Origin of the sequence: Uliginosibacterium flavum (assembly GCF_040566545.1) — a bacterium.
Taxonomy (GTDB): Bacteria; Pseudomonadota; Gammaproteobacteria; order Burkholderiales; family Rhodocyclaceae; genus Uliginosibacterium; species Uliginosibacterium flavum.
On record NZ_JBEWZI010000002.1, the window covers coordinates 21,815 to 37,647 of the forward strand.

12 protein-coding genes are annotated in these 15,833 nt (G+C 56.8%); 5 read left to right on the forward strand and 7 right to left on the reverse strand.

The genetic code is table 11. The features are described from left to right. Window positions 1-2: 2 nt before the first annotated feature. The 5 genes from ABXR19_RS01845 to ABXR19_RS01865 all read right to left on the reverse strand — a co-directional run bounded on the left by ABXR19_RS01845 (window position 3) and on the right by ABXR19_RS01865 (window position 9,409). Entirely contained in the window at window positions 3-554 is a 552-nt protein-coding gene (locus tag ABXR19_RS01845; protein ID WP_354599378.1) for a DUF4136 domain-containing protein, read from the reverse strand. 62 nt (window positions 555-616) lie between these two features. Next, the gene (locus ABXR19_RS01850; RefSeq protein ID WP_354599379.1) at window positions 617-4,336 is read right to left on the reverse strand and encodes a tetratricopeptide repeat protein; all 3,720 of its coding nucleotides are present in this window, start codon (window positions 4,334-4,336) and stop codon (window positions 617-619) included. Then, window positions 4,299-7,088: a bifunctional glycoside hydrolase/polysaccharide deacetylase family protein gene (locus tag ABXR19_RS01855; RefSeq protein WP_354599380.1), complete on the reverse strand. Its 2,790-nt coding sequence runs from the start codon at window positions 7,086-7,088 to the stop codon at window positions 4,299-4,301. The genes ABXR19_RS01850 and ABXR19_RS01855 overlap by 38 nt, the downstream gene beginning before the upstream one ends. 390 nt (window positions 7,089-7,478) lie before the next feature. Continuing rightward, the gene (locus tag ABXR19_RS01860; protein ID WP_354599381.1) at window positions 7,479-8,207 is read right to left on the reverse strand and encodes a DsbC family protein; all 729 of its coding nucleotides are present in this window, start codon (window positions 8,205-8,207) and stop codon (window positions 7,479-7,481) included. 29 nt (window positions 8,208-8,236) lie between these two features. After that, complete coding sequence (locus ABXR19_RS01865; RefSeq protein WP_354599382.1) at window positions 8,237-9,409, reverse strand: UbiH/UbiF family hydroxylase; 1,173 nt, start codon at window positions 9,407-9,409, stop codon at window positions 8,237-8,239. Between the two features lie 104 nt (window positions 9,410-9,513). Here ABXR19_RS01865 and ABXR19_RS01870 point away from each other — a divergent pair, with 104 nt between their 5' ends. Continuing rightward, on the forward strand, window positions 9,514-10,632 hold the full coding sequence (locus ABXR19_RS01870) for an endonuclease/exonuclease/phosphatase family protein (RefSeq protein WP_354599383.1): 1,119 nt from the start codon (window positions 9,514-9,516) through the stop codon (window positions 10,630-10,632). After that, window positions 10,629-10,808: a hypothetical protein gene (locus ABXR19_RS01875; protein WP_354599384.1), complete on the forward strand. Its 180-nt coding sequence runs from the start codon at window positions 10,629-10,631 to the stop codon at window positions 10,806-10,808. Before ABXR19_RS01870 ends, ABXR19_RS01875 begins: the two co-directional genes overlap by 4 nt. Window positions 10,809-10,926: 118 nt before the next feature. Here ABXR19_RS01875 and ahpF read toward each other — a convergent pair whose 3' ends face one another. Both ahpF and ahpC read right to left on the reverse strand, forming a co-directional pair. Beyond that, complete coding sequence (gene ahpF / locus ABXR19_RS01880) at window positions 10,927-12,519, reverse strand: alkyl hydroperoxide reductase subunit F (RefSeq protein WP_354599385.1); 1,593 nt, start codon at window positions 12,517-12,519, stop codon at window positions 10,927-10,929. A 201-nt stretch (window positions 12,520-12,720) separates the two neighbouring features. Further along, complete coding sequence (ahpC, locus tag ABXR19_RS01885; protein ID WP_354599386.1) at window positions 12,721-13,284, reverse strand: alkyl hydroperoxide reductase subunit C; 564 nt, start codon at window positions 13,282-13,284, stop codon at window positions 12,721-12,723. 485 nt (window positions 13,285-13,769) lie between these two features. Here ahpC and ABXR19_RS01890 point away from each other — a divergent pair, with 485 nt between their 5' ends. From ABXR19_RS01890 to ABXR19_RS01900, 3 genes are all read left to right on the forward strand, one after another. Next, window positions 13,770-15,005 (forward strand): tyrosine-type recombinase/integrase, encoded by a 1,236-nt coding sequence (locus ABXR19_RS01890; protein WP_354599387.1) that lies wholly within the window; start codon window positions 13,770-13,772, stop codon window positions 15,003-15,005. Beyond that, window positions 15,002-15,514 (forward strand): hypothetical protein, encoded by a 513-nt coding sequence (locus ABXR19_RS01895; RefSeq protein WP_354599388.1) that lies wholly within the window; start codon window positions 15,002-15,004, stop codon window positions 15,512-15,514. The genes ABXR19_RS01890 and ABXR19_RS01895 overlap by 4 nt, the downstream gene beginning before the upstream one ends. A 96-nt stretch (window positions 15,515-15,610) precedes the next feature. Further along, a complete protein-coding gene (locus tag ABXR19_RS01900; RefSeq protein ID WP_354599389.1) occupies window positions 15,611-15,832 on the forward strand; it encodes a helix-turn-helix domain-containing protein in 222 nt (73 codons plus the stop codon). The last annotated feature ends 1 nt before the right edge of the window (window position 15,833 follow it).

Consider the following 15,833-nt stretch of genomic DNA (forward strand, 5'->3'; position numbering starts at 1 on the left):
GATCAATTCTTGCTGAACACAGGTTCCAGCATGGACTTCATTAATTTCTGCCCGGCGGCAGCCAGCGATTCGCGCGAGCCACCACTCTTCGCCCCAACTGCGGACCAGATAACGCGACCATCAGCCAGATCAACTATCCGCAAGCTGACCCCTACGACAGGCTCTCCGTCGACCCCCACCTTGTAGCGCCACTCTTGCACAGAGCCCGCCAATGCAAACCGGGCCTGCTGCGCGCGAGCCCACATCAGGGCCTGTTCTTGCGTATATCCCTGCCCCTGCCCGAACTCGAAAAGTTTTTCTTCCTGCATATTCTGTGGATAGCGCTGAATATCATTCACACCCAGCGTTTGAACCAGACCGAGTGCGACGGCTTCCGCGCGCTGTCCTGCTAGAGGAGTTTCTGTGCCATTTGAAAACGGCAAAACCACCCATCGAACCGTTCGGTCAAGTCGCACCAGCGGAGCGGAATCAATTGTGGTGGCGCAAGCAGACATCAACAAGCCAACCAGGCCCAGAAAAACAAGCCGACAAACCAGCTTCGAGTAAGCAAACATTTTCGATCCTTCCCTGGATAGATGTTGCCAAAACAGTAAATCAACGCGACCACATGGATATATCAATACGCAAGCCAGTAGCTGATGCCGAAAAGCGTGCTGCGTGGCAATGAGCGATGCCCCCCTTTCTCGGTAGTTACGCCAAACGCAAGTCTATCCGCCCCAAACACACTGCTGGCCACCCCTGCCGTTACGGCATACCCGACTCCTGAATACGTGTTATAGGTAACGTCAGCAGATCCATAAGGCCTGATTTTCCGAGAATACATACGCTCTTTTCCCATCTCAGAACTCAGCCTTAACCCGTAGAGCTCATAGCCAACAGGCATAAACGTTGCAACTTTTTCAGAAGAACTTTCATCTCCAGGAATACGCTCAGCAACTCGATCAAGATCTTCCGAATCAGAAAAATCTGAGCGCGCCTTGAAATGGTTATGGCTCAAGAACAACTCGGCGCTCAACTCTCTCGAATCAACTTTGAAACTATGGGAAAGGGTGGCTTCAATCTGCTGCCCCTTACCCAACCTTATTCCATTTTGCGTAGAGTACTGAGCCGCCTGACCTATGATCGTGAGTCGATCCTGATTAGTAAAATGGTAACTTCCATCAAATCCTGCAGAGTTACGCCAGCCGAAGGCCCGCAACTCCAGACTCTCCGACGTGGGCTGCCGCCAGCCTGCGTGCAACTTCAGATCCCAGTCGTCAGTCGCCACAACAGACTGAGACAAAGATATAGGCACCCAACTCGCAAAACTATCGTGCGCCCCGAGTCCAATCTCCGTGACATAAGCATTCCTGCTGCGGGAAAAAACGAGGTCGGCGTAACGCTCATTAGGTGCGTCGACCACTTCCTGATCGACATTTCGAACGATTCCTCCCAAAGCAAGCGAAAGGCGCGCCCCCGGAGCCACCCGAGACTCAACCTGCGCCACAGCCTCTGTTTCTCGCCACTCCCCATATTTCCTGTATTCCAGTTCAACGCTGGCACGTGCGGCTTGATTCAGCAAAGTGTCATTTAGCAACTCTTGCAGCGGCTCGTCGTCACGCAGAAGCATCTGGCTCTCGTAAGCGTCGCTCACCGCCACCTCAGGAGAGCCGAGCGTCAATGCTGAACTCGCCATATCGTATCTGGATGAAGGAACAGTCCGACGACTTAGCACCTGCGAAGCAGCGGGACGCCCACCAACCTCCTTAGCTACTGCGAGGGTCGCCCACTCTGGCTGAGAAACTCTGTCTGCATATCTTGCCCAGAGATAGCCGCGCGCCGCTTCCGTTTCATTTTGTGCGAGCAACCACGCCAGCAACAACTCATCAGATAAAGAACCTGGCTTGGTCTGCGCGACGCGATCCAGTCGCAAAAGTTCTCTCAACCCCGAAAGAGCGCGATCCCCCGGTGTCTGCGTCAGAGCAAGCCACACTCTCGCCTCGCGCAAGGCTTGGTCGGGTACAACATCAGGCGCTGCTCGCGGGCGCTCCTGCCACAGCGTTTGGCGCAACTGCCACGCCATATCGCCCTGCTGATCCTGCTCCAGCAAGTCAGCGTAATTCATCATCCACAGAAGGTCGCCCTTATGCTTCCCCACACGCGGGGTGAGATAGCGCTCCAGCGCCACGCGCGGAACGGATAATGTTTGCCAGGCAGCAGCGAGCGCGTCGTGCAGGCGCTCGCTGCGCGACCATTGTTCTTCATGTTTAGCCAGAAGCGACTTAAGTGCGCCTGCGTCACGGCCTTCGACCAGCAACCACAATACGCCTTCACATGCATCAGGATCATTCGGTGCGAGGGCTCGCCAGCGCTCGTAATCCGCAAGCGCCGCAGCCGTACGCCCCAAGGATCGAAAATACGCCGCACGCATTGCAAGAAAATGCACGTCAATGTCGCCTTTAGCCTTCCATTGGGGATTCAGATGAGCAAATACCTGACCGCTTCGCTCCTGACGCCCAGCCTGTGAAAAATAGTCCAGCGCTTGCAGAACGTGTGGCCAGCTATTGAACTGACGAGACGCACGAAGTGCAACTTCACCGGCTTGAGCGGGATCCACGTCGGACAATATGTCAATCAGAACATTGAAATCATCAACATCAGCCAGATCAAGATTTACCAGTCGTGCATAAGCTTCGCGCGCTGGAGTCTTGTCCTGCAGCCTTGCGGCCAACGCCCCTGACAAACGCCAATACTCCGTATCGTCGGATAGAACTTGCGAGCGTGCACTTTCCAGAGCAGCGTATGCGTCATCAATCCGGCCAGCCCCCATCAACATTGCAGCGAGCTTCATCGAGCGATCTCGCGTCGCGCCAAATCTGGTATTGATCTGCAGCAAAGTCTTGATCGCCAGTTCAGAATCCGCTGCACGCTCGGCCAGATCAGCCAACGCCTGCATGGGCTCCTCGGAGGGGTGCTTGGCAATAAAGCCTTGAAGAATGGCAATGCCTGCTTCAGGCTCGCCCATCCGTTCGTAAACATCGACCAATGCGGATAGCAACCGCAAGTCGTCGGGGTTTTGCGACAGCTCAAAATTCAGACCAAGCTGCAATGCCTGGTCATCGAAAAGCCCTGGTGCGAGACGTAAAAGAGCCTGTGCCACCTCGTCCTGCTCCCTGCGCAACCCGGAACCATGCTCAGCCAACCAGCGCCAATGAACAATCGCATCCTGCGGTCTTCCGGAACTCTCTGCGACACGCGCCAGCCTCCTTCGCCATGTCGCGTTTAGCGGTGCTTGCCTGACAGCGGACTCTGCAACCCGATAAGCGTCATCCAGATCGTTATTGGCCAAAAATGTTTCATACGCCAATGCATAGATTCGATTGTCAAATGGCAACTTCAGGTTGAGATCACTATTGGGGCTATCGGCAACAAATCGCCATTGCACCGAAAACTCGTCGGCGTCGGCCAGACGGTTCAGCTCGTCCTGCAAGGCGCAGCGCAACATCAAACGAACATATTTTGCGGCTTCTTTCGGTCGATTCGCTGCACGAGCCAGCTCAACCATTGAGACGAGACTTGTGAGGTCACTTTGCAGATCCTTGAGCTCTTTCTCAGCCAGAGCCAAAGCTTCAGCAGGCTGGTTTTGCGACAATGGAACACCAAACGCGGCAAAGAAATAGCTACGCTTGGCAGATACGGCCTGCGATCTATCTCGTGCAATCAGAAACAATTGAATGGCAGTTGCATACTCTCCTTGCCCTATCAGCTCCCTGGCGTGTTCCGCATACCAATCTGCACTGAACTGCAGGCCGTTGCTACCCAAGGTTTCAAACAGGCGCGTAGCCAAAGCTCTGTTTCCAAGATGGAGAGCGCCTTCTGCAATCTCAATCTGGGTTAGCTCATCAAGCTTGAGCACAGACAGAGCAGATAACTCAGTCATTAACTCCTGAAGAAGCTCCGCGTGGCGCGGGCTTCCAGGCGCCTCTCTGTGCCATTCCTTTTCACCAGCCCGCCACAGGAGCATCCGTGCAGAGATCCTGTCCGCCTCGCTTGCTGCAGTTAACACAGAATGCAAAGACATTCGCATAGACAAAAAATCCTCTTCTGCGAACTGATGTTGTGCCAGGCGCAATGCAAGATCGTTGTTTGACGGATCTGATCGCAACAGAAGATGTAAATAGGACACGGAAAGGTCCCCTCCGCGCTGATCACGCAACACCCCGTCAACCAGATCTTTGGCGGGAAACATCAGCGCTAGTGCCGCCGTCACCAACATTGATGACGATGCCAGAATCCAGGGGGAGATCAAACGCGGACGCTTAGCAAGCGCCACAGCAAACATTGAGTGTTGTCGCATAATCAGGGACTCGGAAGCGAAGCAGTTTGCCTTCTGGGGAGCCGGTTATGGCTCGTTTATTCGCCGTTACAGCACATCCAAGCGCATTGCTCAGGTCGAATTCGATTGGCACATTTCCTTTGATTTCTGCATGAACAGAACGCCCATTCCTGTCCCAGCTCAAGACGCGAGCATTTGAATTTGAGAGATAGACGGCCGTTTCAACCCCACCAACCTTATCGAAATGCAGACGCGCATCAGCAGCGGAGAGGACGAGATAACGGCCGTCCGGGCCTTCATTCCATCCGGCAATAGCACTGCTTGAAATCAAGCGTGGTTCACCAAGTGAAAGGGGTAGACGCATTGACCGTAACTCTCCGGCATTACGTACAAGAACAGAGCCGTCAGACAAATCACGCGCGAGCACGACGTGATTGAAGGAGTCCGCAATTGAAATGAATTCAGAGGCAAAAACCGGCCTGACGGAACGCGCCAATGCCCAGTCATACACTTTACGCAAAGCACCTAACGCGGCCGGCTTGGTTGCCGAATAGGTATGAAAATAGATATCAATCGGTTTTATTCGGCGAGGACTTCCTGTCATCTCAAACGTTTCCGTTACGCGTTGAAACCCATAGAATGGACCGCGCCATAAATTCGTATAAATATTCTCGTTGGTTATTGGTGCATAGACTTGGAAATACTCGTCAAGCCACGCACCAAGCGGAGAAATATTGGTGATACTGGGATTTGACCTAGAGATCAGAGTGTCGCCACCATTCATATTAAAAAGCTTGGCGGCCGCCATTACACGCATAGCCTTCACGTTAAGCACACAATCACCTGACCACAACATCACACGAACAGGCTTGCCCGCTGGCGCAAGGCGTGTGCGGATATAGTCAATAGATCCAATGATTTCGCGTTCAAACGATGGCGTGTAATTCGGAATGGCTAAACTGTAATCCTCGCCTACCTCACGGCTAGGCTCGTTCGCTTCGAATAAGCTCCAAACATACGGATGCGAATATGTATGACTTGCTATTTCAACATTCGGCAACTCGAACATTTTCCGCGCAATGCCTTCCAGTGCCGCACTATCCTGAGGATAAAGCCCTTGTGGGGATAGCTCTCCCTCAATGACAGATATCGTGTGCGGCACCATTGGATAACGTTTCAAGATTTCATCCAGCATGACCTGCGCACCGTAGGGACTCCCCGTAAACTCGGCTCGCGAGGGAAATCCGTCACCATCCATGTGCGCAAAAAGCATACGGCGGCCGGCATCGCTGGTTGTATCAGGAACAGGACGATCCTCCAAAGAGAGTGCTTGAGACAAAAACACCCAAGGATTCACAACCCAACGACTCAGATCCTCGGCATATTCATCCACAGAAAATGATCGCCAGGCAAAACCTCCCCAAGCAGTCAGGCCAATGCCATCAAATTTTTGACCCGCAGCATCACGCAAACTCAACCAGCTCTCACCAGCACCAGGACGCAATCGCAGCGCGACAAATGAACGGACCTGGGGAAATGGCTCCGACTCATATCCAACGCCAGCAGCCCGTTTATCAATCACAAGACGACCGGAAGGGTTGGGCGCCAATGCCAGCCCCAGTAACGCCAAGGTGTCGTTATCTGGAACGAAGCCCAGCTCATTAAATAACGCAATCCGCCAGCCTTCACCCACGCGTGCGCGCAGCCAGCGCTCGTAGCGACCCGATGATTCAGTAGTCTTCAACGGACCGTCAAACCACGCAACGATTCCGGCATATCGCCCCCGGTCTGGCGCCGGCAAGGCCCCGCTGGCATCAACATAGTCCGCCACATAGCCAAAATAGTTGAGTATCATTTCTACATAACGATGCGGGGAACGAAAATGCATCTCCGGGCCATCCCGACCGTCATATACGATCAGAATGTGCCGTGGAAGAACTTCTACTTTTCCAACGCCCAGAGTCGAAACACCTCCATCTGTAACCCACGGAACGAAGCCCGACTCCCGGATTTTTGCCGCAGTATCACGGGCCAGTCCGCGCGCATTCGGCGACACATAGTCGATCGCAATAACCGGAATTCCATAGCGACTTTTGACTTCATTCAACTGCGCCAAAAGCCATTCACGGCTCTGGGTTGGCACTTCAAAATAGACGCCTTTGCTGGCGTTCCAACCGCGAAATAGTGATTCAGCAGCAACCGCTTCAATCTCGCCGGCTAAATCAGGCATCAACTCGAAGCCACGATTTGCGATGAGCCGAATACCAGGGAAGCGCCGATGCAAGCTCTGTATCAGCGTGATCAAACCTGCTTGCTGGGCTGCGAGATCGGTTTTGGCACCACCAAGTCGGTAAGAATCCAGCGTATCAAGGAAGAATCCTCGATACCCACGTGTCCAAAGTGGCGCCATGATCTGCTCGACAAAAAAATCTCTCCACGCAGGGCTGCTCTGGTCAAGAATTCCTGTTCCCCAAATCGCGTTACCACCCAACTTCCAGTCGGCAGAAACCAGATTGGCATATGACTTGGAGGGATTGATTTCACCTACGCTTACATACGCAAAAAGTTCACTTGACGCGGTCCGATACGCGACAGGATCAAAACCATGATCGGGTTCCACAACGGCGACATCAAACGCGTGCAACTCATCAAGAGGAGCGTCAGCACCGTAATGGAATGCTATTGACTGCAAGGCGGCCTGCGCATTGTGGCCACACAATGCGAAAAGGAAAAACAGCCCAACTAAGCCGCTGAATAATATCCACTGTTTCATTGCTCGACCCCGCGCAGCCGAACCCGCCCCAAAGCAATTCGGCATATCACTGCACAATCAGGATCGAGCACCCCGGGGGCCGGGCAGTAATTAAGGCCCCAGATGTAGTATTTGCGACGCCGGTTTGGCAATTTATGCTTTTCGGAGTTCGCCGCCGCCGATGTAAAACCCGGCGTCCTTAAGATCATAGTCAGCCACGCCGGCAAAGCCCTACAGACAGAAGGGCAAGAAAAAAATATCGAAGCAACTTACAAAAATATAAATAGCATACAAATTTCAAACAATTCTGCAGCCACATTCATTGTCATGCGCTGCGCATACACGCCATTCTGAAGACAAAAAAAGCCCGCCGAGTCAATCCGGCGGGCGTCTTGTCATCCACACAGCGACTTACTTTCCGACTTTGGCTTCTGCCTCATTGATCGCTTTATCCAACTGATCCGGCGGCAAGTAGCCGCCCAAACGGCTGCCATCGGCCAGGAACATCGTCGGAGTGCCACTAATGCGGTATTTGCGCGCCATCTCGGCGTTTTTGGCGATGGGGTTGTCACACTGAGCATCCGCCGGCATCTTGTTCTCGGTCATCCAGTCGTTCCAGGATGCTGCACGATCCTTGGCACACCAGATGTTGCGGGATTTATCCATCGAGTCCGGGCTCAGGATCGGGATCATGAAGGTGTAGATCGTGGTGTCCTTCACGCCCTTGAGTTCCTTGGCAAGCTTCTTGCAGTAGCCGCAATTCGGATCTTCAAAGGTCACCAGAATGCGTTTGCCTGTGCCACGCACCTGCTTGACGGCCTGCTTCAAAGGCAAATCGGCAACATTCACGCGACTCAACTCGGCTTCACGCGCAGCGGTGACATTCTTCTTGTTCTTCAGGTCGATGATCTGGCCGGTGAGCAAGAACGTGCCTTTGTCATCGGCATAGACCAGATCACCATTGCTGAGCACCACCTCGTACAAATTGCCGTAGGGCACTTTCTGCAGGCTGACGATCTTGCCCTCTTCGCGCATGATGCTGGCGATGCCCTTGCGCACTTCAGCCTCGCCCGCCAAGGCAGGCAGGCTGATGGCGAGGATGCTGGCGGCCACGAAGGCACGACGAATTGATGATTTCAAAATACTCTCCACGCCGATTGGGCGACAGGTTAAAACAAGCCCGCAGCGTAACGTGCCATCACGCTGCGCAGCGGTGAAATCGCGCCGACCAGACTCATGCCGGCATTGCGTAAAAAATTCAGCGGCGCTACATCCGCCTTGAACAGACGCTGCAGCGCGTCTGTCGTGCCCCGCACCAGCAGGGTTTCTTCGGCCCGCGCCCGCGCATAGCGCTGCAGGGCCGTCACATCACCGCAATCGCGGAATTCCGGCAGTGCCAGCAGCACGTCGGCCAGTGCCTGCGCATCCTGAAAACCCAGATTGATGCCATGGCCTGACAGGGGATGCACAGCGTGCGCCGCGTCACCAATCAGGGCAAGGCGCGGTGCAACAAGCGTTTCAGCCTTCATCCAGCGCAGCGAAAAGCCAGCCGGCGCGGTCATCAATTTCAGCGTCCCGAGTTGCTGCCCGCCCGCCTCGGCGACCCGCGCGCAGAACGCCTCGGGCGCCAGCGCCAACAACTCCTGCGCGTGCAACTCAGGCGTTGACCACACGATCGAGATCTGGTTTCCCGGCAGCGGCAAATAAGCCAACACGCCATCCGGGCGGAACCACTGGAAGGCGGTACCGAAGTGCGGTTTCTCGCACTTGAAGTTCGCCACCACGCCCAGCTCGCCATACGGCCGCATCTCGGTTGCAATGCCGGCCTGGCTGCGCACCCAAGAATTCACACCGTCAGCGGCCACCACCAGCGAGGCTGTTATCCGGCGGCCATCTTCGAGCATGACTGTTGCAGAGGCGCTATCGACGGCCATCTCCACGGGGGATGCCGGGCACAGCACGCTGATATTGGGTTGCCGACGGACGGTCTGCCACAGCTCATCCGCCATGCGGCTGCTCTCGACAATCCAGGCCAGCGCTTGCAGGCCGCATTCGTAGGCCGAAAAGGCCAGCTTGCCGCCCGCATCGCCGCGCACATCCATCTTCTCGACCGGCAGGATGCGCTCGCGCGGCAGATGTTCCCAGGCGCCACAGCGCTGCAGAAACTCCACATTCGCCGGGCTGATCGCGTAAATGCGCGCATCCCAGCCCTCAACAAGCGACGGCGGCTGACGTTCGACCAGGCCGACACGAAAGCGGCTGCCACGCAGCGCACAGGCCAGGCTCGAACCGGCCAGGCCGGCGCCAACGATCAGGATGTCGAAATGGGTGCTGCTGCTCATGCGCGAGAGCCTTGCGGCTGAATCAGGAAGCGGGATTCTGCCATGTCTGCGCCCGCCACACCCAGACTGATATGCTTGGCCGACCAACGCACCAAGGATTCGCCATGCAAAGCCTGCGTATCGCCAGCTATAACGTCCAGAACCTGTTCGCGCGCCCCGCCGCGCTGAATGCCGACAACAGCGGCGAGGTGCTGCGCGAAGGCGCCGAACTCGCGGCCCTGCTGGATCGCCCGAGCTACGACGGCGCAACAGGGGAACGCATCCTGAAACTGGTGCGCAAATACAATCTGCATCGGCGCGACGTCGATCACCCCTGGTTCTCGCTCAACGAAGTCCGCGGCGGGCTTCTTGCCCAGCGCGACGGACGGCTCTTCGGCCTGCGCGCCAAAGGCGCCGCCGACTGGGTCGGCTGGCTTCAGTGGAAACAAGCACCGGTGGAAGAGCTGGGCATCCAGAACGCAGCCCGTGTCATCGGCGAGTTGCGCGCCGACGTGCTGGCCCTGACCGAAGTCGAAAACCGCCCGACCCTGCAGCATTTCAATCAGGGCGCGATTGCCGAATTTCTGCCGCCCTACCCGTATCAGATGTGCATCGACGGCAATGACGCGCGCGGCATCGACGTCGCCATGCTCTCGCGCCTGCCGCTAGTCTCGATGCGCTCCCACGTCTTCGACAGCTTCACCGCGCCGCGCACGGGTTTGCCGCACACCGTATTCGCCCGCGATTGCCCGGAATACGAACTGGCGCTGCCGAATGGCCAATCGCTGTGGCTGCTGGTCAATCACTTCAAGAGTCAAGGCCCCGGCCGGCCGAGCGATCCGGCGCCCGAAGACGAATGGCGTCGCGTGCAGGCGCAACGCGTCGCCGAAATCCTCGACCGCTTCGATCTGCAGAAAGACTGGGTCGTCGTCGCCGGCGACCTGAATGAAGATCCTGCGCGCGGCAATCTGGCGGCCTTGCTGAACAAGCCCGGCCTCACCGACGTGCTGACCACCGACAAGGCGCCGGCCGAGACCTGGACTCACCGCTTCAAGGACGAGCGCAGCCGGCTCGACTATCTGCTCGTCTCCGAGCCACTCCGCGCCAGGCTCGTTGCCACCGGCATCGAACGACGCGGCATTTTCTCGCCCTCCGGTCGGCAGGATGAACGCTTCCCGGAAGTCACTGATCGCGCCACGCAAGCCTCCGACCACGCCGGCATCTGGGCTGAGTTCACGCTATGAAGCGCCTGCTTTGCGCCATCCTCGTCACCCTGAGCTTCGCCGCCCAGGCCGAGCCCGCGCCCTGGTACTGGTGGGCCAGCAAGGCCACCGGCCAACAGGTCTGCAGCCAGAGCTCGCCCGGCGAAGGCTGGACGCGCGCCGGCGGGCCGTTCCGGGATTCTCGCTGCGGTCGTTGAGCAAACACTGCCTGAAGACCCGCACCCAGCGGTCCTCTACAGCCGCCCTATCCGCACTGCGAGACAGGGCGCCCCTGTGCAACAAGGCTGCCCTGCAAGGCAATACCGGAGCGGCTCTTCAGGCAGCCTGCATAGCGGGCGCTACTGGCGCCGACGCACTCTCCACCGAGCTGCGGATCAGGTGATCGAAGGCGGATAGCGAAGCCTTGGCGCCCTCGCCCATGGCGATAATGATCTGCTTGTAGGGCACCGTCGTGCAGTCCCCCGCCGCGAACACGCCGGGCACAGAGGTCTGGCCCTTGGCGTCGATTTCGATCTCGCCGCGCGGCGACAGTGCCACCACTCCCTTGAGCCAATCGGTGTTCGGCAAGAGGCCGATCTGCACGAAGATGCCTTCCAGCTTGATGCGCTTGATCTCGCCACTGACGCGGTCCTTGTAGTTCAGGCCATTCACCTTGTCGGTTCCCGTCACTTCGGTCGTTTGCGCCGAAGTAATGATGGTTACGTTCGGCAAGCTGCGCAGCTTGGTCTGCAAGACCGCGTCGGCACGCAGGATGCTGTCGAATTCGAGCAGCGTCACATGCGCCACGATGCCGGCCAGATCAATCGCCGCCTCGACGCCAGAATTGCCGCCGCCAATCACCGCCACGCGCTTGCCCTTGAAGAGCGGGCCATCGCAGTGTGGGCAATAGGCCACGCCCTTGGTGCGGAACTCGGCCTCGCCCGGCACGTTCATGTTGCGCCAGCGCGCACCGGTCGACAGGATCACCGTTTTGCTCTTCAACACCGCGCCGTTTTCCAGCGTAATCTCGACGCCGCCCTCAACCGGTTTCAAGGCGGCGGCGCGCTGCAGATTCATGATATCGACGCCATATTCCTTGACGTGTTCTTCCAGCGCCATCGCGAGCTTCGGCCCATCGGTCGCCTTCACCGAAATGAAGTTCTCGATGGCCAGCGTATCCATCACCTGCCCGCCAAAACGCTCGGCCACCACGCCGGTGCGAATGCCCTTGCGCGCCGCGTAAATTGCCGCAGCCGAACCGGCCGGGCCACCGCCAACCACCAGAACATCGAATGCCTCTTTCGCGTTGAGTTTCTCCGCGTCACGTGCGGCCGAGCCCGTATCCAGCTTGGCGAGGATCTCTTCCAGGCTCATGCGGCCCTGGCCGAAGAGCGCGCCATTCAGGTAGATCACTGGCACGCCCATGATCTGGCGCGACTCGACTTCGGACTGGAACAGTGCACCGTCGATCATCGTTGTGCGCACATTCGGATTCAGCACCGCCATCAGATTCAGGGCCTGCACTACGTCCGGGCAGTTGTGGCAGGACAGCGAGATGAAGACTTCGAAGTCGTGTTGGCCCGGCAAGGACTTGATCTGCTCAATGACATCCGCCTCAACCTTGGGCGGATGACCACCGGCTTGCAGAAGCGCCAACACCAGAGACGTGAACTCATGACCGAGCGGAATCCCGGCAAAGCGGATGCCCATGCTCGTGCCGACGCGTTGCACCGCGAAAGACGGCTTGCGCGGGCTGGAAGCCGGGTCTTCGCGCAGGCTGATCTTGTCGGAGAGTGCGGCAATCTCTTCAAGCAATGCGCGCACCTCACTGGATTTGGCACTCTCGTCCAAAGCTGCGACGAGTTCGATAGGTTGTTGCAAGCGCGTGAGGTAGCCTTGCAATTGAGTCTTGAGGGTGGCGTCCAGCATGGTCAGCTCCAGTCTTCGGTAAGGGATTCAGGGGCCGCCGGAGCGGCAAGGGTCATTTCATTTCTCAGCCCCCGAAAATAGGGACTCAGAAATGAAATCTCGCGGGGATATACAGCTTGGTGTGGCAAGGCGCCTGTAGGAGCTAACGAAGCTGGCAATGACCTGGCTGATCGCCAGCTCCTACAGGGGAAGAACCACTATTTAGATCTTGCCGACCAGATCAAGAGACGGCGCCAGCGTGGCATCGCCCTCGTTCCACTTGGCCGGGCAGACTTCACCCGGGTGGCTGGCGACGTACTGGGCAGCCTTCACCTTGCGCAGCAGTTCGGAGGCATCACGGCCCACGCCGCCGGCATTGATCTCGACGATCTGGATCTTGCCCTCGGGGTCGAGCACAAAGGTGCCACGATCTGCCAGACCGGCTTCTTCGATCATCACGCCGAAGTTGCGGGTGATGGTGCCGGTCGGGTCGCCAATCATCGGATAGTTGATCTTCTTGATCGTGTCCGAAGTGTCGTGCCAGGCCTTGTGGGTGAAATGGGTGTCGGTCGAGACCGAATACACCTCGACGCCCAGTTTCTGGAACTCCGGATACAGATCGGCCACATCGCCCAGTTCGGTCGGGCAGACGAAGGTGAAATCGGCCGGGTAGAAGAACACGATGGACCACTTGCCCTTCAGGTCGGCGTCCGAGACGGGCACGAACTTGCCATTGTGGAAGGCGGTTGCATTGAAAGGCTTGACGCTGGAATTGATGTAGGACATGGCTTATGGCTCCTGAGATGAATGTTGTCGGAAGCGACAGGAGTCATCCTACGGAGATCGAACCAATAGCTCTAATTTATTAGCACAACAATTGCGATAGCCGATGACTATAAAAGATCGCAGATATGAAAAAGCCGCCCGTCCTTGCGGACATCGGCGGCTCGGATTTACGGCCCCGCAAGAAGACGGCGCCGCAACGTTCGAAGGCTTCTGCAAAGCTCGCCCGTCAGCAACCGGGCCGTAAACGAAAAAGGGCTAGCCGAAGCTAACCCTTTGAATTTATTGGTGGTGATGGGCGGAGTCGAACCGCCGACCTATGGGTTATGAATCCGTGAGCCCATAAAACAACCAAGACAAACCAACCTTAACAAACCTATACGCAGCATAGCTTTCACGACATAATCACCTTAACAGGCTAGCATGAAATTTGATGAAATTTGCTAGCCCGTGCTAGCCCAGTGCTAGCCCACAAATCCGAGGTGAATATGGAACGTTTAAAATTCACGAAAACCGCGCTGCTTGCGCTACAGCCCCCTCCTATGGGCGCACGCCTGACCATTTACGACACAGAGATCCCTAAACTGGCCCTGCGCATGACTCACGCCAGGACACAAACCTTCTACGTCATAAAGCGGGCTGGCAGTGCTATGGCTTGGGTCAAACTCGGCATTTTTCCTGAGATGACGGTAGAACGCGCTCGCGAAGAAGCACAAAAAGTGCTCGGAGCCTTCGCCAGTGGTGCAAACCCTGCGGAAGCAAAGCGGATATTCAAGGCTGAGCCCACCCTCACTGAGTTTTTTGCTGAGTACGAATCCCGTCACGGCACAAAAAAACGGGCTTGGCCTGCGGATGAACAACGCTTTCGCGACTACCTGAAAAAGCCGATGGGCAACTACAAGCTGTCAGAAATCACCCGCGCGATGATTGCGAAGGCCCTGAGTGATGCCGAAAAAGGCACGGCAGAGAAGCCGGGCAAATCGGTAGCGACAGTGCGAAACATCCGGGCGCTGGCTTCATCTGTGTTCGCCAAAGCGATTGAGTGGGGCTACCTAGAAGCAAACCCTGTGCAGGGCGTAAAAGTGGCCGGAAAAAAGGTCAGCCGCGACCGCTTCCTCCTTTCTGATGAACTGCCTCGCTTCTTCGTGGCACTTGCTGAGGAGCCCAACGACACCATGCGTGACTTTATCTTGCTGGCGCTACTCACGGGCGCTCGCCGCGCCAACCTCTGCGCAATGCACTGGACAGAGATCGATCTGAGTTCAAGCACTTGGCGCATCCCTCGCACCAAAAACGACGAACCGCAAACAGTTACGCTTTGCCCTGAAGCAGTAACGCTCCTGAAGGCCCGTAAAGAAACCACCGGCAACGGTTTCGTATTCCCCGGAAACGGCGAAAGTGGGCACGTTGAAGAGCCCAAGAAAGCCGTCATCCGCGTTATGGAACGGGCCGGAATCCCCTACGGGCGCGACGTACCCAACGGCGTCACCCTCCACGACTTGCGGCGTACGCTCGGCAGCTGGCAGGCCCGTACCGGAGCCAGCCTTGCCATCATTGGAAAAAGTTTGAATCACAAAAGTCTGCAGGCCACAGCCATCTACGCCCGACTCGACCTCGATCCGGTACGCCAATCCGTCAATACCGCCACATCCGCTATGCGGGAGGCCAAGGCCGTTACGCCTGAAGCCGACAACCCTCAATCATCCGAAAACGAAGCGGCATGAACACATCCAAAGTCAGGAAATCCAGACCTAAACTCAGAAAATCCCGCTGGTCGCCAAACGACAAGGACGGGGCGCTCAGTTTGATGCGCCAAGTCACGCGTGCGTTTCTTGCGGGACATCCCTTGGATGACCCTACCCAACCACACACCATTGCGGCCAACATCCCGATCATGGCGGCCAACTACCTCATTGAGGCCTTTGCTGCCATTGAGGCGGGCATTGATGCGAACAATGCGCTATGCCTCAAGCAAAGCGTCGGCGGGACACAAAAGCAGGCACGCCACACAGTCATCGCCATCGAAATCGATGACCTCAGACGCAAAGGAATGCTGCGCGAGGATGCCGTTGAAGCTATTGGAAAAAAATACCATTTGAGTCCCAGCGGCGCTGATAGCGCATACCGTTTAGGAACACCGGGCGCACAACACTATCAAAACATCCTGCGTCAGGAACAATTGGGGGCCGAAGCTGCTGCGAACTACCTTGAATTTTTGCGCGAGTCCATGTGAAGAATTCGCCCCAATTCTTCACATTCGAGATTAACGACTACATGCCTATCCTCCGGAACCATACCGCAACACAGCGGGGTTATCTGGAGTTTTACCATGGCACAACGGACTGTCGTCACCGCGCAACTCGACGAACTTCTGGATGAAAAGCAGGCAGCAAACCACCTCACCGTAAGTCCGGGCACTTTGTCCGTATGGAGGAGTACCGGCCGCTACGCCCTGCCCTTTTTCAAAGTCGGCCGCATGGTTCGTTACCGCCGCTCCGATCTTGATGCATGGCTCGAAGCACGCGCACGCTCTTCTGGCGCAACGGCATAAG